This is a genomic window from Shewanella sp. MF05913, from assembly GCF_059758095.1.
Genome location: NZ_JCAYNT010000011.1, coordinates 125,290 through 149,791, shown reverse-complemented (window position 1 = coordinate 149,791; position 24,502 = coordinate 125,290). Strand labels below are relative to the sequence as shown.

Here is a 24,502-nt window from a genome sequence, read left to right as displayed (position 1 = left end):
CCTGTTAAATTTGTTGTTATCAGCAAAACCTGCCGAGTGTATTTGTTTTAGAACGTTTTGCCAATATTGAACGAGAAAATCTCTGTTTCATCGTCTTCATATTCTTTTATCGGCCAAGCTAAACTAAACACCATCGGACCCATTGGTGATAGCCACTGTACGCTCATACCCCATGACGCACGAATACGTTCAGGGTCACTATAATCACTTAACTGCGAGAATTGATCGGCTGGCAAATAACGATAGCCATCGTAATCAAACTCAGTATCCCATACGTTACCGGCGTCTAAGAAGAAGCTGGTACGTACCGAGTTTGTGTAAGCTTCATCTAAGAATGGTGTAGGCACAATCACTTCTATACTCGCCGTTGCAATAGCATTACCGCCGATAGAGTTTCCATCACTCACATAAAGTGTATCTAGGTTGCCAGGCAAGTTACAACCCTCTCCAGATGGATCTGGTGAACAGGCTTCACTACCACGATATAAGTAAAATGAACGAGGTCCTACGGAGTTAGACTTAAAGCCACGTAATGAGCTTGAACCACCTGAGTAGTAATTTTCCCAAAACGGTAGAATTTGATCATTATCTTTAAAACTGCCATAACCGTTCGCGTAACCTAAATGGGCGCGAGCTAACAACACAAATCCATGCTGACGAGTTAACGGTAAATAGTAGTTAGTGTCAAAATCGGTTTTGAAATATTGTAAATCCGACCCTGGCACTGTCATTTTACCACTTAAGCGCTGAGATGAACCGTCTGTTGGGAACGTGCCACGGTTGAGCGTGCTGCGGTACCAACCCGCAGTTAATTCAAAGTTATCAAAACTTAAATCAGCATCAACTTCATCGTTTTCACGGTAAATATTGTAAAAACGCACAGCTTGTTCATAAGACGAAATTTCTGAAATCGTGTTATGACGATAACCAATACCGCCATTTAAACGGTTAGATTCGTTAATCGGGAAACCAGAGTTAAGCGCTACGCCATAAGATTTATTCTTATAACGTTCAAGGTTAGCCTGGTTCGCGTCAAACTCATTCCAGTAAACACTGCCACCTAAACTCACGCCATCTTTAGTAAAGTATGGGTCGGTATAAGACAAGTTCGCACTTTTTGAATACTTGTTAGTATTGACACTGAAACCAGCTTGGTTACCTGTACCAAGGAAGTTATTTTGTTCAACCCCAAACTGCAAGCTTACGCCTGATTCAGTACCATATCCCACACCTGCGTTGAACGAGCCAGATGGCTGCTCTTTAACTGTAACGGCTACATCGACAAGATCGTCACTGCCAGGCACTTGAATCGTCTCAGTTTCTACCGTTTCGAAGTAACCTAGGCGGTTAAGACGAGTTTTAGATTGCTCAATTTGTGATGAGTTTAACCAAGCCCCTTCCATTTGACGTAACTCACGGCGCATGACTTCATCTTTAGTCACAGTGTTACCTGTGAAATTGATGGAGCGAACATACACACGCTTACCTGGTTTAATATTGATGTTTAATACAACTTCTTTGTTTTCATCATCAATTTCAGGATAAGTTTTCACTTCTGGGTAAGCATAACCAAAGCGGCCTAAATATTTGCTGTACATTTCTTCGGTGAATGTCACATCCGCACCGTTGTACATATTGCCCGCTTTAATTGGCAAAATTGAAGTCATTAACTCTTCGCGGCCCATTAAGTCGCCGACTAAGTTAACTTCTTTAACTTTGTATTTCTCGCCTTCTTTAACGTTGATTGTGATGTACAAACCTTTACGGTCTGGCGTCATCGCAACTTGCGTTGAAGTCACTTCAAAGCGGATATAGCCTTGGTTGTGATAATAGGTCTTAATGGTTTCTAAATCGGCCTGTAACTTCTGCTTTTGATAGCGACGCTCACCGAATAAATCCCACCATGCAACATAGTCTTTAAGCTCGAGCATGCTGATAAGCTCTGAGTCAGTAAATACCGTGTTACCTACCACGTTTATTTGACGAATTTCTGCCGCTAAACCTTCGGTAAACTTAAACTTAAGCTCAACACGGTTACGCGGTAAGTTAATAATTTGCGCTTCAACTTTGGCGCCGTACTTACCCACGCCGTAATAGAAATCTTGCAAGCCTTTTTCAATGCCTGACAACATGGTTTTATCTAACGACTCGCCAGATTTCACACCAGAACCATCAAGACTTTCTTGTAACTGCTCGTCTTTAATGTCTTTGTTACCTTCAAACGAGATAACGCTGATGGTTGGACGTTCTTTTACGGCCACATACAATATGCCATTTTCATGACTGATACTGATGTTTTCAAAATTAGTTGAACCATATAGGCTCTTAATTGCTTGCTGTAATTTAACTTCATCTATTGTGTCACCTATTTTCACAGGTAAGTTTAATAGCGCCGCACCGAGAGCAACTCGTTGCAGACCTTCTACTTGAATGTCGGTCACTTCAAAAGGTTGGAAAGACTCTGCCCAACCATTCCCTGAAAAAGACGCGCCGACGAATAACATCGAGGCAAAAATTTTATTCAATCTCATAGAGCACTTCTAATTATTAGTCTGTCCTTGCTCAGAGTCGGGCAAAATCGTTGAATAGGGCGACACCCATCAACATTAGCAGCAATGCTGCGCCAAACCTGAAACCTATTTCCTGAACCTTTTCGGGTACAGGCTTACCAGTAATCACTTCAACAAAGTAATACAGCAAGTGTCCACCATCAAGCACTGGCAAAGGCATTAAATTAATGATGCCTAAGTTAACGCTGATGAGCGCGATAAACCCAAGAAAGTACACTAAACCGTAACTTGCACTGGCGCCTGCGCCTTGTGCAATCGAGATAGGACCACTTAAGTTTTTCACCGACACATCGCCGGTAAATAATTTTCCAATCATCTTGAAACTAACAACAACGAGTTGCCATGTTTTGTCAGTTGCAGCGATAAAAGAATCTACTATGCCATACTCAAGATCAAAGCGCATATTGTCAGGCCAAGGTGCTTGAGTAGGGCTAATGCCAACAATACCAATGGTTTTCCCATCTGGGTTTTGCTGAGCTTTAGGTGTTACATCAACATTGATCACTTGGCCGTCTCGCACCAATGTCATGCTTATTGATTTGTCTGCCGATGTTTGTACCACATCGACAAAGTCTTTCCAATCACTGTAAGGATTGCCATTAATTGATGATAATTTATCACCGACTTTTATCCCTGCTTGTTCTGCAGCACTCTCAGCCGACACTAAAGCAATGGTAGGGTCAATCCCTGGGCGAAATATACCTAATCCTAACGAAGTAATAGGCGACGTTTTTTCTGGGTCAAAAACCCAGGCGCGAGTATCTAATGTCACCGTTTTCGTTGGCATATCCATGCCCGATAATGTGGCAAGGGGCGTTAAGGTTAATTCGATGCTTGCATCACCAATATGCCCCACTAACGCTAAATTCACTTCTTCCCAGGTGCGAACTTTTTGCCCTGATACCGCGAGAATCTGTTGCGGCTCAACCACATTAATAATCCCTGCAGGGCTGTCTAATTTAGTGCTATCGATAACAGGCTTAAGCGATGGTGTGCCTATCAAGTACATAATATACAAGGCAACTATGGCAAAAATAAAATTGGCAATTGGGCCTGCTGACACAATCGCGATACGTTGCCATACTGATTTGCGGTTAAATGCTTGATCAACCAATTCTGCTGGTACGTCTTCTACACGCTCATCGAGCATTTTGACATAACCGCCCAATGGGATCATCGCGACCACATACTCGGTACCGTCTTGGCCCACTTTGCGCCAAATCGCTTTGCCAAAGCCGATAGAGAAACGCTCTACTTTGACACCGCAACGACGGGCAACCCAAAAATGACCGTATTCATGGGCGGTAATTAAAATGCCCAATGCCACGATAAATGAACCAAGGCTCCAAAAAAAATCTATCATCATTTCCCTGAATTAATTAAGTGCGTTAATAACCGATTTAGCCGTTTTGCGCGCTTGCTCATCAAGCTGCAAAATATCTTCAATACTGGCTAAGCGTGTTTGTTGCACTGAGTCTAAACAATGATGATTAACATCAGCAATATCGGTAAAACGGATCTGACCTTTTAAAAATGAATCGACGGCAATTTCGTTAGCCGCATTTAATACTGTCGTTGACTCTTGACCTTGTTCGCAAGCTTGCATCGCCAGACGTAAGCAAGGAAAACGACTAAAGTCAGGTTCACAAAAGCTTAATTGTCCGACTTTGAAAAAGTCTAAAGGTTCAACACCAGCATGAATTCTTTGCGGATAGCTCATACAATGAGCAATTGGAGTGCGCATATCGGGATTTCCCATCTGTGCAATCACTGAACCATCTCTATATTGCACCATGGAGTGAATCACACTCTGAGGATGAATAACCACTTTCAGCTGATCTTTTTGAGTATTAAACAACCAGCGAGCCTCGATAAACTCTAAGCCTTTATTCATCATGGTAGCGGAATCGACCGAAATTTTAGGTCCCATAGACCAATTAGGGTGATTACATGCCTGAGCCGGTGTCATGGTGCTCAAGGTGGTTAAATCGGTATTTAGAAAAGGCCCACCCGATCCTGTTAGCAAAATATGCGAAATACCATTGCCATTAAGATCGCAGTAACCGAGTTGGTCTTGTACTTGCTGAGGTAAACATTGAAATATGGCGTTATGCTCGCTGTCGACAGGCAGCACTGTTGCACCTGAAGCCTTAGCGGTGTTCATAAATAATTCGCCAGACATCACCAACGCTTCTTTGTTGGCCAACAATACACGCTTACCCGCTTTAACAGCATCAAAGGTCGGCACTAATCCGGCCGCACCAACAATGGCAGCCATCACGGTATCTGTTTTACTGTCAGTCACTAACGCATGCAGCGCCTCAGCACCGGTTGTCACTTGGGTAATACTATGCGAAGGCAACTGAGCTTTAAGCTGCATAGCAGCGGCCTCATTAACCATATGAGCATATTGCGGTTGATACTTAACACACAGGGCTAGCATTTTATCAACACTGGCATTGGCAACTAAGCCATAGACATGGAACTCGGCAGGATTATTTGCTATCACGCTCAGAGTGCTTGCCCCGATGGAGCCTGTCGCTCCTAGTATCACCATATTTTGCATCGACATTACATCCACATCGCAATATAGATAAAGGTAAACACAGGTAATGCGGCCGTTAAGCTATCGATACGATCTAAAATGCCACCATGGCCTGGTAAAATAGTGCCCGAGTCTTTGATGTTGGCAGCACGCTTAAACATGCTTTCAGATAAATCACCAAATGCTGAAGCTAACGCAGTGACTAACGTCACGACAACCAACAAGCCAAGTTCTTGTTCTGGTGCGACATACATTACGCCTGCAACGACTATCATTGTGGTTAACAAACCACCTGCTAAGCCTTCTAAGGTTTTGGCAGGGCTAACGCTAGGCATCAACTTATGTTTACCTAGTTTACGACCCGCAAAGTAAGCTCCGGTATCGGTGGCCCAAACGACCAGCATCACCAAAAACACTAATGCGCCGCCATAATAAGGGTCAACATTATTGCTTAATGACTTAAGCGCAATCAATGAAGCAAAACACGGCACTAATGTTAGTTGTCCAAACATAGACTTTAACATTGGGCTGGTTTTCCAAAACTTAGCACTTTTAGGAAAGCTAAAGACTAATATACTGCTAACAATCCACCAAAACACACCGATGCTAATGATTGCCAGGTACATTGGGTGTAGTTGGCCTTTAAACCACAACACATCCACTGGTACGGTTAAATTAAGGGCTATCAGCAAAAAACCTAACGTTGCGGTAAAAGACCATTGAGTTGCATTGCACTGAGGGTCAATGAAACTGCCCCACTCTTTGGCTGCAATCAAAAAAACTGGCACCAATACCCAAGCAAATAAGTTTGCTGGTAGTAAAAAAATTGCCCCGAGTACAATTGGGATTAACCACAATGCTGTTATTATTCGTTGTTTTAGCAAAAACTAATCCTCTTAATATTTTTTATATTGCGCGTATCTGTTCGATTTGACTCCCAGTCAAACCAAAACGACGCTGCCGACTGGCAAAAATGGCAAGCGCATCTCGAAATGCTTGCTCATCAAAGTCAGGCCACAAGGTGTCAGTAAACACCAATTCGGCATATGCAGCCTGCCATAACACAAAATTACTAATGCGGTAATCACCGCCAGTACGGATCATTAAATCAACTTCGCTCTGATTTTGCATGCACAAATGTTCATTTAGGGCATCTTCGGTCATCTGACTGCTGTTGATTTCGCCAGTTGCGACCTTTTCGGCTAATTTTTGTGCAGCTTGCAAGATATCCCAACGGCCACCGTAGTTAGCAGCTACATTCAATATTAACCCGGTATTGGCCATCGTTTTTTCTTGAGCTGCTGCAATTTGCTTTTGCAAACGCGCTGAAAAGCGACTGGTATCGCCAATAATATTGAGTCTTACTTGATTTTTGTCGAGCAATTTTAGCTCGCGCTGCAACACAGTAAAAAACAGTTCCATTAACAAACTGACTTCTTTATCAGGTCTGCGCCAATTTTCACTCGAAAACGCGAACAGCGTTAACGATTCAATCCCTAACTGACTTGCGGTGCTAACGGCACGACGAACGGCTTTAACACCGGCTTTATGGCCAAACACACGGGCTTTACCCTGCAATTGTGCCCAGCGACCATTACCATCCATAATAATTGCAACATGCTTTGGCAGAGATTGTTTAACTACATCAGATAATTGTCCCGGCAGTAATGGCGAGGTCATAGCCTCCGGATCTGCATTAGGGTCTGATTCAAACTCAACTGTAGATGACATCTACGGCAATCCTTTATAAAAACAAACGCCGTGTAGTATACCCTTACACGGCGTGTTAACTCTAGCGTCTAAGTTGAGAGATTATACTTCCATCAACTCTTTTTCTTTAGCCGCTAAAATGGTATCGATATTTTTGATGTATGAATCTGTTTGCTTTTGCACCTCGTCTTCACTGCGGCGCACATCATCTTCAGTACATTCTTTAGCTTTCTCAAGCTTCTTAACTTCACTGATCGCATCACGGCGAACGTTACGAATGGCAATACGGCCATTTTCCGCTTCGTTTTTTACCACTTTAATGAAATCTTTACGACGCTCTTCGGTTAATGATGGTAATGGAATACGCAACGTTGCACCGGCTGTCATAGGGTTTAAACCTAGATCAGAGCTCATAATCGCTTTCTCAACGGCTTGTACCATAGTACGGTCAAAAACGGTTACCGTTAATGTACGAGAATCTTCAACACCGACGTTAGCGACTTGCTTAAGTGGTGCCATAGAACCGTAATAAGAAACCTGAATAGAATCTAATAAACTTGGGTGTGCACGGCCGGTACGAACCTTAGCCATTTGATTTTTAGTTGCATCTACGCACTTACCCATGCGCTCTTGCGCATCTAACATAATTGTATCAATCACAATAATTTCCTTTTTGTCACAAATTCATGTGTGCCTGAGCTTTAGTCTAAGAATGACACAAGCAATAAAACAGCTCAAACAGTTAATTTATTTGGTGTCACTATTTTTTACATCTGTGATTAAGCAGGTAGTTTACTGCTAATAACAGTCCCTTCTTGTTCACCCATAATCACGCGACGAAGCGCGCCAGGCTTGTTCATATTGAACACTAAAATAGGCATATTATGATCACGTGCCATTGTAAATGCTGCAAGGTCCATTACTTTTAATTCTGATTCAAGGACTTCAGCGTAGGTTAACGTATCATATTTAACCGCTTCAGGATCTTTCATTGGGTCAGCAGAGTAAACGCCATCTACTTTTGTCCCTTTGAGTACCACTTCAGCTTCAATTTCGATACCGCGCAAACAAGCCGCAGAATCTGTTGTGCAAAATGGGTTGCCTGTACCAGCAGCAAAAATCACTACGCGGCCAGATTTTAATAAGCTAATGGCTTCTGTCCAGGTGTAATCGTCACACACGCCTTTAAGCGGAATGGCAGACATAAGACGAGCATTAACATATGCACGGTGCAACGCATCACGCATGGCTAAACCATTCATTACGGTTGCTAACATACCCATGTGATCGCCCACCACGCGGTTCATGCCAGCTTTTGCTAAGCCTTCTCCACGGAACAGATTACCACCACCAATAACCACCCCAACTTGAATGCCGAGTTCAACAAGCTCTTTTACTTCTTGTGCCATACGATCAAGTACTTTTGGGTCAATGCCGAAGCCTTCTTCACCCATTAAAGCTTCACCGCTTAATTTAAGCAGAATACGTCTAAACGCTGGTTTTGGATTGGTGCTCATAATTTTCGTCCTAATTATAACAAGACCGCAGCGGTTGCTGCGGTCTTAGGGTACTTAGAGAAAAGCGATTACGCTTTTTTAGTTGCAGCGATTTGCGCTGCTACTTCAGCAGCAAAATCTTCTGCCTTCTTCTCGATACCTTCGCCAACTTCTAAACGAATGAAGTTAGTCACTGTTGCTTTTTTCTCTTTAAGAACTTCGCCAACAGTTTTCTTAGGTTCCATGATATAAGCTTGACCAGTAAGAGAGATCTCACCAGTAAACTTCTTCATACGACCAACAACCATCTTCTCAGCGATTTCAGCAGGCTTGCCTTCATTCATCGCGATTTCGATTTGAAGCGCTTGCTCTCTTTCTACAAGTTCAGCAGGCACATCTTCAGGGTTTACGAATTCTGGCTTAGAAGCAGCAACGTGCATTGCGATGTGCTTTAAGGTTTCTTCGTCAGCTTCGCCCGCAACAACAACACCGATACGGTCGCCGTGACGGTAAGATGCTAAGTTAGCACCGTCGATGTACTCAACGCGACGAACGTTGATGTTTTCACCGATTTTAGTCACTAGCGCAACACGAGTTTCTTCAAACTGTGCTTTAAGATCTTCAATAGTGACTTTCGATGCTGCAGCTACGTCTAACACTGCATTAGCGAAACCTAGGAAGTTTGAATCTTTAGCAACGAAGTCAGTTTGACAGTTAACTTCTAAAAGTGCAGCGAAACCGTCGCCGTTCTTGATTAGAATTGTACCGTCAGCAGCGATGTTACCTGCTTTTTTAGCAGCCTTCGCAGCGCCGCTTTTGCGCATGTTATCAATCGCTAGTTCGATGTCACCGTCAGTTTCAGTCAGTGCATTCTTACAGTCCATCATGCCAGCGCCAGTGCGGTCACGAAGTTCTTTAACTTGGGCAGCAGTAATTGCCATTGTTAAATCCTCTAATTTAATTCGTCTAATATTGCATTTATAAAACAGGGGCCAAAAGGCCCCTGTTCACCAATTATCTTATTGGCAAATAAGGGAGATGGTAACCATCACGCCTTATTAAACAGCTTCTACGAAACCGTCTTGCTCAGCTTGAACAGCTAAATCTTGACCACGGCCAGAGTTGGCAGCAGCAGCAACAGATGAAGTGTACAAACGAATAGCACGCATCGCGTCGTCGTTACCAGGAACGATGTAGTTAACACCGTCTGGTGCAGAGTTAGTATCAACAACTGCAACAACTGGGATACCTAGGTTGTTTGCTTCTTTAATAGCGATATGCTCATGGTCAGCACCGATAACGAATAATACGTCAGGTAAGCCGCCCATGTTCTTGATTCCGCCTAAAGACTTTTCTAACTTGTCTAATTCGCGTGAACGCATTAGCGCTTCTTTCTTAGTAAGCTTGTCGAAAGTACCGTCTACAGACTGGCTTTCTAGCTCTTTAAGACGCTTGATTGACTGACGAACAGTTTTCCAGTTTGTTAACATACCGCCTAACCAGCGGTGATCAACATAGTACTGGTCACAAGAAATTGCAGATTCTTTGATAGCTTCGCCAGCAGCGCGCTTAGTACCAACAAATAATACTTTACCTTTCTTAGAAGCGATGTTGCTAATGAAAGCTAAAGCTTCGTTGAACATTGGTACAGTGTGCTCAAGGTTGATGATGTGTACACCGTTACGAGCGCCGAAGATGAAAGGCTTCATCTTTGGGTTCCAGTAACGTGTTTGGTGACCGAAGTGAACACCAGCTTGTAGCATGTCGCGCATTGAAACAGTAGTCATTGTATATACCTTAATGTAAGGGGTTAGACCTCCACGCATCCCATGTTTTCGACCCTCTTAATTCAATATGAATTAGAAAGCACCCCGAAAAATGTGTCGATACGTGTGTGATTTAGTATTTAAGTTAATTGCCATGTATAATAGCCGCCATATTTTACGGTTTGCCGAGCTCTTTGTGATGATTTGTTTAAAATGCCTATAAATAAGCGTTTAATAACATTAACCGACATCGAGTTAACTCGAACCGTACAACAACGATCTTATACACAACGGCGCGCTTTATACCATAATCGGCAACTAAATACAAATTTTTGCCATAAAATGATTGGATAAAACCAGCCAATTTTGACCGTCAAATGATAGAGAGTTTTCATGAGTATTGTGATTAAAAATGCAGACGAAATAGCAAAAATGCGTGCAGCAGGTAAGTTAGCAGCTCAGGTATTAGAAATGGTTGCTCCTTTTGTAAAGGCTGGTGTCACCACCGATGAGCTAAACGACATTTGTGCAAAATACACCGAAGAGCAAGGCGCAATTTCTGCCCCGCTTAATTATCATGGTTTTCCAAAGTCTATTTGCACTTCGGTAAATGCAGTGGTTTGCCACGGTATCCCTTCAGGCTATGTGTTAAAAGAAGGCGATATGATTAACCTTGATATTACTGTCATTCTAGACGGTTATCATGGCGACACCTCTAAAATGTTTTTAATCGGTGAAGTGTCAGCAAAAGATAAACGCTTAAGCCGAATCGCCCAAGAAAGCTTATATTTGGCCATTCGTAAGGTTCGCCCTGGTTTAAAATTAGGCGAAATTGGCACAACCATTGAAAAATTCATCAAAACCAGCAAAACAGGGCTTGATAAGTATTCTATCGTGCAAGATTATTGTGGACATGGAATTGGTTCTGGCTTTCATGAAGAGCCACAGGTAGTTCATTACAAAAATAATGATAAAACCACTCTAAAGCCTGGTATGTGTTTTACTATCGAGCCAATGATCAACGCCGGTCGTCACACGACAGTACTGGATAAAAATGATAATTGGACCGTAACCACTTCTGATGGTAAAAATTCTGCTCAGTGGGAACACACCTTATTGGTGACAGAAACCGGCGTAGAAGTGTTAACTTTACGCGAAGAGGAAGATTTCCCTCGTATCATTAACCACTAAAAATAAATAAGGTTATCAATGAATACTGCGCTGGCCGCCAAAAATGCATTAATAGACTTAAACCAGCGCTTAGTTGAGCAATACACAGCAAAAGATCCGATTGCTGATATTGTTAAACATCGCAGTCAATTTGTTGATTCTTTATTAACCCAGGCATGGCAAGACTTTGCGTTAAACTCTGACGCACTTGCCTTGGTTGCGGTAGGTGGCTATGGCCGCGGTGAACTGCATCCCCATTCAGATATCGATTTATTGTTTTTAGTTAACAATGAGCCACTTTCAGCTGAATTAGAAAGCCAACTCAGCCAGTTCATTACCTACCTTTGGGATACAGGGCTTGAAATTGGTCACAGTGTTCGCACCATCGCGCAAACCATTGAACAAGGTAAAGCGGACATTACCATTGCCACTAATCTCATAGAGGCAAGACTGCTAACCGGTAATGAATATTTATTTGATCTGCTTTATGACCATATCCGCCAGGATGATTTTTGGCCATCTTATGATTTTTATAACGCAAAAAAAGATGAACAGACTAACCGGCACAGCAGAGCCAGCGCCTTCGATTTAGAACCCAATATTAAAACCTGCCCAGGTGGACTGCGCGATATTCAAACCATCGCATGGGTTGCTATGCGCCACTTTGATGCAGCAACATTAGAAGAACTCGTTGAGCATGACTTTCTTGCGCCAACAGAACTTGAAGAGTTGTTAGAGTGTCAAAACTTTTTGTGGGAAATTCGCTTCGCCCTGCACATCACAGCTAATCGCAATGAAAACAGACTACTGTTTGATTTACAACGTCAAATTGCTAGCTTACTCGGCTATGAGGACGCGACTCAACTGGCCGTTGAACAAATGATGAAACGCTACTATCGCACGGTTCGCCGAGTGATGGAGCTCAATCAAATGCTGTTACAGCTATTTAAACGCGCCACACTTGGGCATACGCAAGCTTTAGAGATTCAGCCGATAAATAGCATGTTTCAACGTCGCGGACGGTACATCGAAGTATTAGACGATGACTTATTTACTCGCGCTAATGAAGAAATTTTGCGCTTATTTTTAATGATAGCCAAAAACTCTAATATTCAGGATATTTACGCACCGACACTACGCTTATTGCGCAATGCTCGTCGAGGACTCACCGCGCCGTTACAAGATAATCCCGCTTGTCGCAAAGTGCTCATGGAAATCCTTAAGCACCCTCGGGGTATTGAAGCATTATCGTTTATGCACAAGCACGGTATTTTATCTTCATATTTACCCGCCTGGCGCAAAATTGAAGGTCAAATGCAGTTTGACTTATTCCATGCTTATACCGTTGATGAACACACTCACCGATTATTACTCAATATAGAGCGTTTCTCACAATCCGAGCAAAAAGATGAATTTCCTTTAGGCGCGATTTTAATTAATCAATTACCGAAAAAAGGCTTATTGGTGCTAGGGGCAATATTTCATGATATTGCCAAAGGTCGGGGCGGCGATCACAGTAAATTAGGTTCAAAAGATGCCATCGACTTTTGCAAGTTACATGGCATGAACGATCATGATGGTCGATTAGTCGCGTGGTTAGTTGAAAACCATTTAGTCATGTCGGTGACCGCGCAACGCCGTGATATTTCCGATCCTGAAGTGGTTGCCGAATTTGCAGAAAAAGTGCGCGATGCGATTCATCTCAGTTATTTATATTGCCTTACCGTCGCAGACATTTGTGCCACAAATGAAAAAACCTGGAATAACTGGAAAGGTTCATTACTGCGCGATCTGTACTTCTCGACTCAACGCGTATTAGCGCGCGGCAAAGAAAAGCCTGTTGATGTCAAAGCGCGTGTAAAAGAAATACAAGCTAAAGCAAAGAAAGAATTAATAAGACGTGGCATAAAAGAAAAAGACATGGACACCTTGTGGTCACGTTTTAAGTCTGACTATTTTATTCGCCACCAGCCCAATCAAGTGGCCTGGCATGCAGAAGCTATCTTAAAGCACAATCGTGATGAACCATTGGTATTAATGTCTAAACACACCACGCGAGGCGGCACAGAACTGTTTATTTACAGTAAAGACAAGCCTAAATTGTTCGCGACGGTAATGACCGTATTAGACAATAAAAATATCAACGTTCATGACGCCAACATTATGACGTCAAAAGACAACTATGCGCTCGACACCTTTGTTATTTTAGAACAAGATGGCGAGCCCATTTTGCAGTTATCGCGCATTCAAAGTATTCGTAAAGCACTTGAAAAAGCCTTAGCCAGTGAAAATCCGAAGCTACCAAAGTTCAGAAAACTGGCGCGGATCATGAAACCTTTTAATGTTGCCACTCATGTGAGTTTCTTACCCAGTGCTCGCCATGGTACAAGTATGATGGAATTAATCACCTTGGACACGCCAGGCCTGTTAGCCAAAGTCGGCGACACTTTTTATCGCTGTGACGTCACCTTATTAGCGGCCAAAATTACCACGATTGGCGAACGCGCAGAGGATTTCTTTATTTTGCAGACCCAAAGCGGCGCGGCATTAGACGAGCAGCAACAACGACAATTATCAGATGCACTAATATTGGCACTGAAATCCACTAACTAATTTTTTAAAACTCAATGTTTATGCTAATTTTGAGCTAATCATTACCTACTGGGAGAAAACAATGGAGGCTTTACGCCAACGCATTGAAGCAGCATTCGAAACACGCCAAGACATTTCACCTTCGAGTGTCGACGCAAGTGTACGTGCTGATGTTGAAACTGTAATCAACATGCTAGACAAAGGCGAAGCACGTGTTGCTGAGAAAATTGACGGTGAATGGCATGTTCATCAATGGCTTAAAAAAGCAGTTTTGCTGTCTTTCCGTATTTTTGATAATGGCGTGATTGACGGTGGCGACACAAAATACTTTGATAAAGTACCGCAAAAATTTGCTGATTACGACGAAGCTCGTTTCAAAGCAGAAGGCATTCGTGTCGTGCCACCTGCAACTGTACGTAAAGGCTCATTTATCGGTAAAAACACCGTATTAATGCCATCTTACGTTAACCTAGGTGCATATGTTGATGAAGGCACCATGGTTGATACGTGGGCTACAGTAGGCTCATGCGCACAGATTGGTAAAAACGTACATCTCTCTGGTGGTGTAGGTATTGGCGGTGTATTAGAGCCATTACAAGCCGGCCCAACCATTATTGAAGACAACTGCTTTATTGGCGCACGCAGCGAAATCGTTGAAGGTGTTGTTGTTGAAGAAGGCAGCGTTATCTCAATGGGCGTTTACATTGGCCAAAGCACACGTATTTTTGACCGTGAAACCGGTGAAGTGCATTACGGTCGTGTTCCAGCGGGTTCTGTTGTGGTCTCTGGCAACTTGCCATCTGCTTGCGGTAAATACAGTTTATATGCTGCCATTATCGTTAAAAAAGTGGACGCCAAAACTCGCGGTAAAGTAGGTATTAACGAGCTACTGCGTATCGTTGACTAATCACCTTTCTCGGTGAATAGATTAATAATAAAAAAGGCGCTAAGCGCCTTTTTTATTATTCCCTTGTGCGTTAATAAGTGATGGCTCACTTATAAACGAGGAATGGTATTACTGAGTTTTTTTAAGGATCGCATTGGCTAAAATCTGCCATGTTAGCATTCCAATCACCTGTTCTTTATCATTTTGCACCAAAAGATACGCCGCGTTAGATTTTTCTAGGGTTAATTTAGCATCATTTAAAATAGTATGATCGCTAATCATATTCATCTTATGCTGCATAATTTGGTGAGCACGCTTATTAAGTAAACTTCTATCCGCCGCACGTTCTGCAGCGGTATCAATGAATGGACTGTGCCAAAATGCTAAAATTTGATTATCGACGACACCAATCGGCTTACGTTCTTTTTCTGAGAGCACGACTGCCACACCCATCTTAGCCTTTTTCATCATGGCTTCAGCGTGCTCTAAGGTATGATATTCCTCTAAAAATACGACAGGTGCCAATGTTAAACTCGACACATACTCTTCTTCTTTAAAGTCTTCTACCGCTAAAATTTCTAAGCAAGCGTCAACAACACCTGCGTCATATTGTATACCGCGACCTCGCATTAACTCTTGTGTTAACACATCCATGCCTAAAGAAGGACGATATGGTCTATGGCTTAAGATTGAATCGGCAATATCAGCTACCGCAATAATTTTAGCTTCTAGTATGATGTCTTTGCCTTTGAGACCTTTGGGGTAACCTGAGCCGTCTAAGCGCTCATGGTGTTGTAAAATCATTTGTTTAATGGGCCACGGAAACTCCACCTCATCAATGATCAATGCACCTTGCTCAGGATGCTCTTTAACCATGGCAAACTCAGCTTCAGTTAACCGTGATGGTTTTGATAAAATTTGACTGGGTAATGCCAGTTTGCCGATATCGTGGATCAACGCCCCCAATTTAAGTCCCTCAAGGCACTCAGGCGACAAGCCCATTTTTTCGCCCATTAAATAGCTTAACTGCGCCACTGACTTTTGATGGCCTGCGGTATAAGCATCTTTGAGCTCCAGCGCTTCCGATATTGCTCCAATCAATTGGACCAATATTAAGGTCATTTTCTCTTTTTGCGCTTTAATAATGCTCGATTGGTGGGACACTGCTTTCATCGTACGAGGCAGCTCTACGCTATGCCATAAAATGGTAGCAAAAATAGTTAATGATTTTGCATCAACTTGGGTATAAGGATTATCTCGATTACCTACGCCAATAATTCCGACCAGCCTTTTACGGTAATGAATAGGAATACAAAGGTGGTTTTTAAAGGCAAAAAAGCCGTCTTTTTGACTTTTATTGGCAATTAGATCGGTTAAATCGTTATGAATAACAGGTTTGCGGGTTTTAATCGTTTCGGCCCAAACACCAGAATCAGCTTTATATGTTTGTTGCTTAGGGATAGCAAAGTAGTCACTGACTTCATCATTCCAAGCCGTTTTAACTATTTGATTCGATTTTTCATTAAAAAGATGAACATAACCGACTTTGGATTTAGTTAATGATAAACCTTGTTTTATTGCCGTAACAAAGACTAAATCGCCACTCGCATTAATCACTTCTTCGATTTGCTCAAGCCAGTCATCACTAGACTGAATAGCTTGATGATAATCAGGATGAAGCTCATTTAGCCAGGCTTTATCCAATTCAATCTCAATAATTGAAATACACCAATGCTCGCCGCTTTCTTCTATGGCGGTGAGCCTTGCTTGAAGCGCATGGCCTTTTTCATCGACAAAATTAATCACATGGCTGTTTTGACGTTCACTGAAATCAATACCGTCGAGTGGTAACGTCGGAAAAGCATTTAATATTGGTTGCTTTAATATGGCTGAAATCGGTTTTTTCGCTAATTTATAGAGCGGCTCACTCAACTTAATGAGCTCAAGACGATCGTTCAAAATCCCCCAGCACAATTTCGCACTTTTAGGGACTTCAGACGGCTTTAAGAAAAAATCAGCTTTTTGTAACATCGATCACCCTATTAAAGAATAGTAAATTACAGGACTATTTTAAGATTGGATAGACACTAATCTACGAATAGACTTGAACAATTGATCTTATTTCAATCAATAGATTAACCATAGCACATGAAGTCTATCGGCTGTAATACGGCATAACTAAAGCCGAATGTAGTGCTAAAACTGCGCTTAATACCAATCTGCATTAATAAGTGATGCCGACTCAAATACTAAAAAACGACGGTTTTGTTGCCGTACACCACAACTTGTTCATTTAGCACTAATTGCAATGCTTTACTGAGTACGCTTTTTTCTACATCGCGGCCATTATGTGCAAGCTCTTCAGCGCTATAACTGTGATCAACTGAAATAACATCCTGCTTAATAATCGGCCCTTCGTCCAGATGATTATTAACGAAATGCGCAGTCGCACCAATAATTTTAACCCCACGATCCCACGCTTGTTTATACGGCGATGCACCAATAAATGCGGGTAAAAATGAATGATGAATATTAATGATTTTATCCGCAAACGCAGTGACAAACTCAGGGGTCAATACACGCATGTATTTAGCCAGGACAACAAAATCAGGATCGTAAGGTTTAATGACCTTGAGCATCGCTTGCTCATGTTCTTGACGGTTTAATCCTTCATGACTGACATAGTGAAATGGAATATCGAATTTTTCAGTCAATGGTTGTAATACATCATAATTGCCAACCACTGCGGCTATCTCAACATCTAAGCCGCCATAATAAGACTTCATTAAAATATCGCCTAAGCAATGCGCTTCTTTTGTCACCATAATCACAATGCGTTTGGTACACATTTCCACCAGCTTCATGTGGTTTTGCGCTGGTAACACCGCGCGTAATTCAGATAACAAACGCTCATCATCGAAATGGCCTTCAAGCTCTGCACGCATAAAAAAACGCCCTTGAGCATGATCGACAAACTCAGTGTTTTTAATGATATTGAGCTGATTGGCAAAACACACATGAGTAATTTTTGCGATTAACCCTTTCGCATCGGCACAGTCAGTAATTAAGACTTTACGCTGTAATTCGGTTGGACTGGTTTTATTTAATTGATGACTCACGCTTACTGCTCCCGTATTGCGATTAAGATTAACCTTGTCAGTTTGCCACTGAATATGCATCTTTGGGGAGGTTTTTTAATGATAAATTCTCATAAAGACTCAAAAAAGCGCATTTTGACACCATTTGCTACGCAATCATGAAAGAACAGTCAAAGAGTGGTTAATTAACATCACATTATTTTCGAGAATCGAGATATTTTTGCAGCAATTTACGTAACGATTCAGCTTTAGTGCCATAGACGACCTGCACACCTTTTCCCATTACCACTACGCCTTTTGCGCCTAAGCGCATTAAACGGGCTTTATCAATTAAATCTGCTTGATTCACACTAATGCGTAAACGGGTTAAACAGGCATTAATTTCAACAATATTGTCGCGGCCACCTAATGCTGAAATCATCGCTCGCAAGCTTTCTTTGGGTTCTGATACCCCATCGGTTTGCTCTATACGCCCTGGGGTTTTTAAGTTAAAAGCTAAAATACTGGCCCGAAAAAGAGCATAGTAAATAATGGCTGTAATGGGGCCGAGGACCCAAATCCAATAGGTATTGGCTGAACGAGAAAAGAGCAAACTGAAATCCACCAAACCATGAGAAAACACAATACTGTGGTGGACTTCTAATAATATACACACGCTATAGGCAATACCCGTGAGTAAAGCATGGACGAAAAACAATAACGGCGCGATAAACATAAATGCAAATTCAATGGGTTCAGTGACCCCTGTCAACCAACTCGCTGTGGCTGCAGAGAGCATAATACCGGCAACACGATTACGCTCTGACTTATCTGCACAGCGCCAAATCGCCAATGCCGCTGCAGGCAATCCCCACATTTTAATTAAATAACCGCCGGCCAAATTACCCGCTAATGGATCGCCAGCCAGGTAACGAGCAACCTCGCCTCTTACAACTGTGCCCTCGTTAATGTATTGACCCACTTCGAGATAAAAAGGCGCATTCCAAATATGATGCAAGCCTAAGGGAATGAGCAAGCGCTCTACGGTGCCATACACGCCAAAGGCAATAGCGGGATCTTGATAAACAGCCCAGTCGGATAAATGCTCAATCACGAGAGATAAAGGCGGCCATACATGACTTAACACATAAGCCAACATCATGGATAATGGAATAACGATAATAGGTGCGCTTCGACGGCCCTCAAAAAATGAAAATATGGCAGGTAACTTCACATGCTGGCTAAAACTAACCGCAAGGCAAGTGATGCCACCCACGAGCATACCACCAGCTATCCCGGTATCGATGGTTTGCATTCCCCATAATGGACGCGATACTAAGCCATAAATATCGGTTAGCGCCCCCATTGTCGATAAAAACACGCCAAAACCAAATACGGCTGAAAATGCAGCTATCCCCTGATCACGGCAAAAACCGATAGCGATGGCAACGCTAAACAGCAGTGGCATCATGGTAAACACCAAATTGCCTACCGCAGACAGGACAATATTGAGTTCAGAGGGAATAAACGGTAACGGGTTTACCGTAAGACCAAGCATAACGCCTGCTGCGGGTAAAATAGCAATAGGGATCAACAGCGCTTGGCTTAAGCGCTGTGCAAATTTAAACCATTGTTGTGTAAAAAATCTTAGGCTGCGTTTGCCGATGTGACCGCGTTGTGCCAACTGGCTATCCATGTTTTTGCTTCAATTTCAGGTTCCATTGTTTCGCATGCATCAATTTCTAATTTATCGAGTAGCGGCTTAGCGCCTAGCTCAATAAACAATTCATCAAACTGTTTGATTGCACCGCAAAATGTTTCATAACTTGAGTCACCTAAACCAATTAAACTGTATTTAAGTGACGGTAAATAAGGTGCATTATTTTTTAGCTCATTAAACCAAGGCGCAATATCTTCAGGGATATCACCTTGCCCGGTGGTAGAGCACACAACCAGTAACAACTCATCTTGTGGTGGCACAAAACCAAGTAATTCATTAGGTTGCCAAAGTGTAGTGGTAAACCCTAATTTTGCAATGGCACCCGTAACAGTTTCGGCAGTATATTGAGCACTACCATAAACAGTACCAAAAACAACATTGACCTTTTTCATGGTACACTATCCCCTTAAATCAAATCCGATATAAAATGTGATATAAAATGCGTTGAGAGTGAACAACTTACTTTATTCGCTAAGGTTCTCGCAAGTGCCTTTTATAACGCATGTAAAATATAGATAGAGCAATAATTGATGCGCTCTAAGTAAACAAAGACATTACGGAAACAGTACTATGCGACAAGTCAGTAGAAAACGAAAACTCAAACTACAGCATAAATTCGCCCACATCCGCCGTAATTATTATTTCCATATTGAACAGAAAAATCACGAACTGTTGCCTCCTATTGCAGAATTCGAAAAGCTGAAGAAGGCAATTGCAGACCATATGGAGTAATTTCAGCACTACGCAACCCTGCTTAATTACTGATCCCATCATGATATTGATTAGCTCAGTAACATACTCGGCATTGACGATAATTGATCATCATCCCAGCCAAACGCCTCAAAAATACTTAACCACTCAGCCTCTAATTCAGCTTCGATATGCATCGCTTGTTGAGTCACCGGATGGACAAACTGCAAACTTTTAGCAATGAGCCATAATCGGTTAATGGCAAAGTGGTCTCTAAAAAACTTATTCTGCTTACCATCACCATGAGTTGTATCGCCCACGATAGGATGGCGTAAATGCGCCATATGCCGACGTAATTGATGTTTACGGCCAGTATGAGGACTTAAACGGATTAACGCATAGCGACTACTAGGGTAACGACCTGAGCTAAACGGTATTTCGGTATTCAACAGCGGCTGAAAATCGGTTACCGCCTCTTGCGCGGCTTTATTAGGGTCGACGTGTTTGTCCCCTAAATCGTCAAACTCTTGTTTTAAGGCGTAATCTAAAGTGCCAGACTCGTGCATATTACCGCGCACAATCGCCAAGTATTGTTTTTTAATGCTGTGATCGGCAAACTGTTCGCACAACTGACGTGCAACATCACTGGATTTTGCAAACAACAAAACCCCAGATGTTGGTCTGTCTAAACGGTGTACAGGAAAGACATGACACCCGACCAAGTCACGGGTCATTTGCATGGCAAAAAAACGCTCTCTTCGCGCTAAATAACTGCGATGGACCAATAATCCTGCCGGTTTATGAATCGCCACAATATGATCATCTTCAAATAATATTTCAATCTTTGGCGGTTGCTCGTCTGAATCGACATCGCTATCAATCAACGTTTCTGTGTCTTCTACAAATTGCGGGTCATATAACTCATCGTTATCTATCGCAATTTTGGCATTCGTTTCTTTGGCATTCATCTGAGAATCACTTAGGTCTAAAAATAATAATTAATTGCGACTTATTGCTGGCTCAGCAACACATCAAATGCTTGCAGGTGAACAATAATCACGTTGCGCTGCGGCATACCTTGCCACAATTGTTCTGCCATAGGGGCGATTGCCATTGTGGTGGGTAATGGATGCTTTAGAGCAATCAGCTCAGTCATTTTAGGAATAAAAATAAACTGCACCCATTGTTCAAATGCCATGGTATCGCAAGCAAATGGCGCATGACTTGCCATAGCGGCTGCACTAGGAGGTGTATCAGACCAAAGCTGACACTGTTTAAGCAGTTGTTCTAATTTAATTAAATGGTTTTTACTGGCTAAATAAAGCATAAACATGAACGACAATATCGAGGCAATGTCTGTTTATGATATCATCTAGCTTCTTGAATACCCATCCAACTTGTTTGATTTAGTGAAGATACCATGACCGAAATAACCACCCTTAGCCAATTTCTGACCACCGCCAATACCCAGTTCCAAATTTATGATTTAGGCCGCCGTGTTCAGCACATTGATATGTTGGCATTTCACCAAATCGATTCTTTATTAGCGCCGTATCCATACCCTATTCAAGGGCACGCGCAATTTGCGATTGTATTTTGGCAACAACAGCAACAGCCTTATATTTGGTTTGTAAAGTTACCGTTAGACGAGCAAGGCTTATTATCACCTGCTCCGCGTACTCAATTTATCAAAATGATTTTAGAAGCACTCGGACGCGATCCAACCCAAGCATTAAGCGATGAACAGCAAGAACAATTAGCGAATCATCCTTTTAGTTTTAAACCCAATCAAAATAAACTGGCACTGTTTAATGCCTTAGTGAGATTGCAACTTGGCCAAAGTGCATCGTGCCAATATGAATTTGCCGCCCAATATTTATCAGGTCAAGCACCCGCTGACACATGGCAACAATTAGGCCTACAAGGTTTAGCGGATATTTGTGTTCGCGCACATCAATTTGATCATCTTGATGACATCATTAATGCATTCGACCAAGCTCCCGTTGAGGTGCAAGCCGCATTGTGTCAGTGCTTAGAACATATCACGATTGATAAACGGCTAGCTGAGCGATTATTACAGCGATTATCACAAGCTGAAGCTGACTTAAAAGTGATGTACCTTGCAGCATTAGCCTCAGATACGCAATTGAGCATGGCGGCCATTAAGCAGCTAAATGAACAACAATTGTTAAACGATAATCACTTAATTACCATTGCGGCACGTAACTGGTTGGCATTGAAAGATGACACGACTCGCAAAGACTATTTAGAAGCTTTGGCAAAACAACCACAACACTTCTTTAACCAGGTATTTGCTGATATCGTAGCAATACCTAGCTTACGTCAAGGATTACTCACTGATTTACGTCATCCAGACCGCAGCATTCAATTAGCTACCGCTATCGGCGGATTATTTAAGGCAACCAGCCTATGATGAGTGATTTTTTATTATTTGTTGCTTTAGTCGTTGTTGGCGCATTTTTTTGGCAATTAAGACAAATGGCCGAACTGAGCAGAACCATTGCTGAGCAATCATGTAAAAAACAAAATGTGCAACTATTAGCGATTGCTATGGAGTCTGCACGTCCAAGCATTGGAGGCAGTACCGGTATTTGTTGGAAAGCCACCTTTATGTTTGAATTCAGCACCGACGGTATTAACCAATACCGAGGTCATATTATGATGCACGGTAATCGAGCTAAAAAAATTGAATGGCCAATTTTTCCTGAACCAGAATGGATGGAGTCTCCTACCGCAAGCGGTAAATTTGGTGGATGCGGCAGCAGTAAAAGTTGCGACTCAGGTAAATGTCATTAAAAGCCGTTCTACTTTTTGAACAACTGAACTAAAAATGAATATAAAAAAACGCTATTTTGCAAAAAATAGCGTTTTTTATTGAGTGGTATCACCATTAAGTTTGTGGTTTATTAAGCACTTTGTAATCGCTGTACGTCACAGTTTGAATACTGTCGAGCGACTTAAAAATTGCCGCTGTCCCGCTAATGGTCGTTGACGTGTGGGCTGGCATCACAAGTCCCTCAAACACATCAAAACGTAATTCAAGTTCAAATGTAGTCAGGGTAACTGAAAATGCAGGGTTTAACTCGTCGGTATTACTGATGAGAATTTTACGTAAATGCTTGGATGTTTTATCTAAATAAAGCACGCCCGCTAATGCGTTATTGTCTAGCTCATCAATACTGGGTGTAAATGTGAATGACAGATTTATGTCATCCTCGCCGACAAAAACCAATGTCGACAAATCAATTAAATCAGAAAACGCCAATTCATAGCTAGTCTCATCTTTATCTTTCTCCAGCTCTTGTAGACGTTCTCGGTATTCAGTTAAGCGCGCTTTACTCGGAGCATCGCCATTTCAGACACCAAACGCCAACGTTCTGCCTCAGGTAAGGATGCATTGAATTGTTCAATACGTGTCATGTCTGGCATCACTGTTTGCTGTGAATACTGCCAAAGCACCTTGGTATGGTCATTATTACTATTGAGATCGTTTAACGCTTGCTCAACCCATTGTTGTTGCTCTTCGCTCACCTGTGCATTGGCGTGATAGCAAACCAATGAAAACCCTATCAGTAGTGCAATTTGAAACCCTTTCATGCTATCTCCTTGTACAATGATGAATTAGCTATTGTGTAATCAAATGAGGTGCTTAAACCATAGATTTAAATCACCCACATCGGCACTTTACAATTGGACAACATATCACTACAAAGTTCCATCACCCTGAAAAAAGCCAAAAGAAAGGCCGCGACAGTAAATGTCGCGGCCTTTATATCTCTTGTTAAGCTTTCCCGCTATTTAAGTGCTCCCTGCACCATCCATGCGTCTAACTTGCATCCTGCTCAATCCTTGGTCATTCCATGATGATCCGTGTACTTACGTACTTTCCTTCTTACTCGATTATCCATTGACCGAGCCTGCTCAATCCTAAGCGTGTCCTTATATCATCCATGAAATTTTTACCTATCCTGTAGCAAATCATTTGCTGAGTATTTTGCATCCTGCAACATTATCATCCTAATAATGTTTAAAACCCGTTGTTCACTTAAAGCTTATAACGTGTTTTGCGTTTCATCCTGAAACTGTAATTCGTCCATAACATCCGTTTACATTGGGTCATCATGACCAGCTAACTTCCTTGAAATGTCCCCGTCCTAGGAACGAGACAAATAATAATTCATTTACCTCTACGTAAACAGATACCTCTTAATGAATAAAACACCACCGAGATTGCATAATAAATTAAATCATTAATAATG

22 protein-coding genes are annotated in these 24,502 nt (G+C 42.1%); 5 read left to right on the top strand and 17 right to left on the bottom strand.

The genetic code is table 11. From position 1 onward, the window contains the following. Window positions 1-47: 47 nt before the first annotated feature. The 9 genes from bamA to rpsB all read right to left on the bottom strand — a co-directional run bounded on the left by bamA (window position 48) and on the right by rpsB (window position 10,108). A complete protein-coding gene (bamA, locus tag AC19MV_RS14090; RefSeq protein ID WP_498308308.1) occupies window positions 48-2,531 on the bottom strand; it encodes an outer membrane protein assembly factor BamA in 2,484 nt (827 codons plus the stop codon). Window positions 2,532-2,562: 31 nt separating this feature from the next. Then, a complete protein-coding gene (rseP, locus tag AC19MV_RS14085) occupies window positions 2,563-3,933 on the bottom strand; it encodes a sigma E protease regulator RseP (RefSeq protein WP_498308341.1) in 1,371 nt (456 codons plus the stop codon). 12 nt (window positions 3,934-3,945) lie between these two features. Next, on the bottom strand, window positions 3,946-5,136 hold the full coding sequence (gene ispC / locus AC19MV_RS14080; RefSeq protein ID WP_432401558.1) for a 1-deoxy-D-xylulose-5-phosphate reductoisomerase: 1,191 nt from the start codon (window positions 5,134-5,136) through the stop codon (window positions 3,946-3,948). 5 nt (window positions 5,137-5,141) lie between these two features. Next, the gene (locus AC19MV_RS14075) at window positions 5,142-5,999 is read right to left on the bottom strand and encodes a phosphatidate cytidylyltransferase (RefSeq protein WP_498308307.1); all 858 of its coding nucleotides are present in this window, start codon (window positions 5,997-5,999) and stop codon (window positions 5,142-5,144) included. A 22-nt stretch (window positions 6,000-6,021) separates the two neighbouring features. Continuing rightward, window positions 6,022-6,846 (bottom strand): polyprenyl diphosphate synthase, encoded by an 825-nt coding sequence (gene uppS / locus AC19MV_RS14070; RefSeq protein WP_432401479.1) that lies wholly within the window; start codon window positions 6,844-6,846, stop codon window positions 6,022-6,024. Between the two features lie 81 nt (window positions 6,847-6,927). After that, complete coding sequence (gene frr / locus AC19MV_RS14065) at window positions 6,928-7,470, bottom strand: ribosome recycling factor (RefSeq protein ID WP_432401560.1); 543 nt, start codon at window positions 7,468-7,470, stop codon at window positions 6,928-6,930. A 134-nt stretch (window positions 7,471-7,604) separates the two neighbouring features. Continuing rightward, the gene (pyrH, locus tag AC19MV_RS14060) at window positions 7,605-8,342 is read right to left on the bottom strand and encodes a UMP kinase (RefSeq protein WP_432401481.1); all 738 of its coding nucleotides are present in this window, start codon (window positions 8,340-8,342) and stop codon (window positions 7,605-7,607) included. A 68-nt stretch (window positions 8,343-8,410) separates the two neighbouring features. After that, on the bottom strand, window positions 8,411-9,262 hold the full coding sequence (tsf, locus tag AC19MV_RS14055; protein WP_498308305.1) for a translation elongation factor Ts: 852 nt from the start codon (window positions 9,260-9,262) through the stop codon (window positions 8,411-8,413). A 117-nt stretch (window positions 9,263-9,379) separates the two neighbouring features. Next, window positions 9,380-10,108: a 30S ribosomal protein S2 gene (gene rpsB, locus AC19MV_RS14050; RefSeq protein ID WP_432401485.1), complete on the bottom strand. Its 729-nt coding sequence runs from the start codon at window positions 10,106-10,108 to the stop codon at window positions 9,380-9,382. Between the two features lie 372 nt (window positions 10,109-10,480). On the opposite strand from rpsB, the gene map reads away from it, so the two are divergent. From map to dapD, 3 genes are all read left to right on the top strand, one after another. Beyond that, window positions 10,481-11,278: a type I methionyl aminopeptidase gene (gene map / locus AC19MV_RS14045; RefSeq protein WP_432401487.1), complete on the top strand. Its 798-nt coding sequence runs from the start codon at window positions 10,481-10,483 to the stop codon at window positions 11,276-11,278. Window positions 11,279-11,296: 18 nt separating this feature from the next. Next, window positions 11,297-13,870, top strand: coding sequence for a bifunctional uridylyltransferase/uridylyl-removing protein GlnD (gene glnD, locus AC19MV_RS14040; protein WP_498308303.1), 2,574 nt, complete (start codon window positions 11,297-11,299; stop codon window positions 13,868-13,870). 61 nt (window positions 13,871-13,931) lie between these two features. Then, window positions 13,932-14,756 (top strand): 2,3,4,5-tetrahydropyridine-2,6-dicarboxylate N-succinyltransferase, encoded by an 825-nt coding sequence (dapD, locus tag AC19MV_RS14035; RefSeq protein ID WP_160053895.1) that lies wholly within the window; start codon window positions 13,932-13,934, stop codon window positions 14,754-14,756. 108 nt (window positions 14,757-14,864) lie between these two features. Here the strand turns inward: dapD and AC19MV_RS14030 are convergent, their stop codons facing one another. The 6 genes from AC19MV_RS14030 to AC19MV_RS14005 all read right to left on the bottom strand — a co-directional run bounded on the left by AC19MV_RS14030 (window position 14,865) and on the right by AC19MV_RS14005 (window position 21,555). After that, window positions 14,865-16,766, bottom strand: a complete 1,902-nt coding sequence (locus AC19MV_RS14030) for an HD domain-containing phosphohydrolase (protein ID WP_498308302.1) — start codon at window positions 16,764-16,766, stop codon at window positions 14,865-14,867. Between the two features lie 218 nt (window positions 16,767-16,984). Continuing rightward, on the bottom strand, window positions 16,985-17,854 hold the full coding sequence (purU, locus tag AC19MV_RS14025) for a formyltetrahydrofolate deformylase (protein WP_432401493.1): 870 nt from the start codon (window positions 17,852-17,854) through the stop codon (window positions 16,985-16,987). A 175-nt stretch (window positions 17,855-18,029) separates the two neighbouring features. Continuing rightward, complete coding sequence (locus AC19MV_RS14020) at window positions 18,030-19,508, bottom strand: PTS transporter subunit EIIC (protein ID WP_498308300.1); 1,479 nt, start codon at window positions 19,506-19,508, stop codon at window positions 18,030-18,032. After that, a complete protein-coding gene (locus tag AC19MV_RS14015; RefSeq protein ID WP_498308298.1) occupies window positions 19,460-19,924 on the bottom strand; it encodes a flavodoxin in 465 nt (154 codons plus the stop codon). Before AC19MV_RS14015 ends, AC19MV_RS14020 begins: the two co-directional genes overlap by 49 nt. A gap of 390 nt (window positions 19,925-20,314) precedes the next feature. Then, a complete protein-coding gene (gene truC / locus AC19MV_RS14010; RefSeq protein WP_498308296.1) occupies window positions 20,315-21,190 on the bottom strand; it encodes a tRNA pseudouridine(65) synthase TruC in 876 nt (291 codons plus the stop codon). A gap of 41 nt (window positions 21,191-21,231) precedes the next feature. After that, window positions 21,232-21,555, bottom strand: coding sequence for a YqcC family protein (locus tag AC19MV_RS14005; protein WP_498308294.1), 324 nt, complete (start codon window positions 21,553-21,555; stop codon window positions 21,232-21,234). An 87-nt stretch (window positions 21,556-21,642) separates the two neighbouring features. On the opposite strand from AC19MV_RS14005, the gene AC19MV_RS14000 reads away from it, so the two are divergent. Both AC19MV_RS14000 and AC19MV_RS13995 read left to right on the top strand, forming a co-directional pair. Further along, complete coding sequence (locus AC19MV_RS14000) at window positions 21,643-22,656, top strand: DUF3549 family protein (RefSeq protein WP_498308292.1); 1,014 nt, start codon at window positions 21,643-21,645, stop codon at window positions 22,654-22,656. Continuing rightward, window positions 22,653-23,039, top strand: a complete 387-nt coding sequence (locus AC19MV_RS13995; protein ID WP_188959185.1) for a DUF3301 domain-containing protein — start codon at window positions 22,653-22,655, stop codon at window positions 23,037-23,039. Before AC19MV_RS14000 ends, AC19MV_RS13995 begins: the two co-directional genes overlap by 4 nt. A gap of 94 nt (window positions 23,040-23,133) precedes the next feature. Here AC19MV_RS13995 and AC19MV_RS13990 read toward each other — a convergent pair whose 3' ends face one another. Both AC19MV_RS13990 and AC19MV_RS13985 read right to left on the bottom strand, forming a co-directional pair. Continuing rightward, on the bottom strand, window positions 23,134-23,508 hold the full coding sequence (locus tag AC19MV_RS13990) for a hypothetical protein (protein WP_498308290.1): 375 nt from the start codon (window positions 23,506-23,508) through the stop codon (window positions 23,134-23,136). A gap of 59 nt (window positions 23,509-23,567) precedes the next feature. Beyond that, window positions 23,568-23,840, bottom strand: coding sequence for a hypothetical protein (locus AC19MV_RS13985; protein ID WP_498308289.1), 273 nt, complete (start codon window positions 23,838-23,840; stop codon window positions 23,568-23,570). Window positions 23,841-24,502 lie beyond the last annotated feature (662 nt).

What these genes read in the sequence shown, in the direction of transcription:
- ispC (WP_432401558.1), bottom strand. Translation starts at nt 5,136, where the DNA reads ATGCAAAATATGGTGATACTAGGAGCGACAGGCTCCATCGGGGCAAGC.
- frr (WP_432401560.1), bottom strand. Translation starts at nt 7,470, where the DNA reads ATGTTAGATGCGCAAGAGCGCATGGGTAAGTGCGTAGATGCAACTAAA.
- AC19MV_RS14020 (WP_498308300.1), bottom strand. Translation starts at nt 19,508, where the DNA reads ATGGATAGCCAGTTGGCACAACGCGGTCACATCGGCAAACGCAGCCTA.
- AC19MV_RS13985 (WP_498308289.1), bottom strand. Translation starts at nt 23,840, where the DNA reads ATGAAAGGGTTTCAAATTGCACTACTGATAGGGTTTTCATTGGTTTGC.
- glnD (WP_498308303.1), top strand. Translation starts at nt 11,297, where the DNA reads ATGAATACTGCGCTGGCCGCCAAAAATGCATTAATAGACTTAAACCAG.
- AC19MV_RS14030 (WP_498308302.1), bottom strand. Translation starts at nt 16,766, where the DNA reads ATGTTACAAAAAGCTGATTTTTTCTTAAAGCCGTCTGAAGTCCCTAAA.
- uppS (WP_432401479.1), bottom strand. Translation starts at nt 6,846, where the DNA reads ATGTCATCTACAGTTGAGTTTGAATCAGACCCTAATGCAGATCCGGAG.
- AC19MV_RS14000 (WP_498308292.1), top strand. Translation starts at nt 21,643, where the DNA reads ATGACCGAAATAACCACCCTTAGCCAATTTCTGACCACCGCCAATACC.
- map (WP_432401487.1), top strand. Translation starts at nt 10,481, where the DNA reads ATGAGTATTGTGATTAAAAATGCAGACGAAATAGCAAAAATGCGTGCA.
- rpsB (WP_432401485.1), bottom strand. Translation starts at nt 10,108, where the DNA reads ATGACTACTGTTTCAATGCGCGACATGCTACAAGCTGGTGTTCACTTC.
- rseP (WP_498308341.1), bottom strand. Translation starts at nt 3,933, where the DNA reads ATGATAGATTTTTTTTGGAGCCTTGGTTCATTTATCGTGGCATTGGGC.
- tsf (WP_498308305.1), bottom strand. Translation starts at nt 9,262, where the DNA reads ATGGCAATTACTGCTGCCCAAGTTAAAGAACTTCGTGACCGCACTGGC.
- pyrH (WP_432401481.1), bottom strand. Translation starts at nt 8,342, where the DNA reads ATGAGCACCAATCCAAAACCAGCGTTTAGACGTATTCTGCTTAAATTA.
- AC19MV_RS14005 (WP_498308294.1), bottom strand. Translation starts at nt 21,555, where the DNA reads ATGTTTATGCTTTATTTAGCCAGTAAAAACCATTTAATTAAATTAGAA.
- AC19MV_RS13995 (WP_188959185.1), top strand. Translation starts at nt 22,653, where the DNA reads ATGATGAGTGATTTTTTATTATTTGTTGCTTTAGTCGTTGTTGGCGCA.
- dapD (WP_160053895.1), top strand. Translation starts at nt 13,932, where the DNA reads ATGGAGGCTTTACGCCAACGCATTGAAGCAGCATTCGAAACACGCCAA.
- truC (WP_498308296.1), bottom strand. Translation starts at nt 21,190, where the DNA reads ATGAATGCCAAAGAAACGAATGCCAAAATTGCGATAGATAACGATGAG.
- AC19MV_RS14015 (WP_498308298.1), bottom strand. Translation starts at nt 19,924, where the DNA reads ATGAAAAAGGTCAATGTTGTTTTTGGTACTGTTTATGGTAGTGCTCAA.
- bamA (WP_498308308.1), bottom strand. Translation starts at nt 2,531, where the DNA reads ATGAGATTGAATAAAATTTTTGCCTCGATGTTATTCGTCGGCGCGTCT.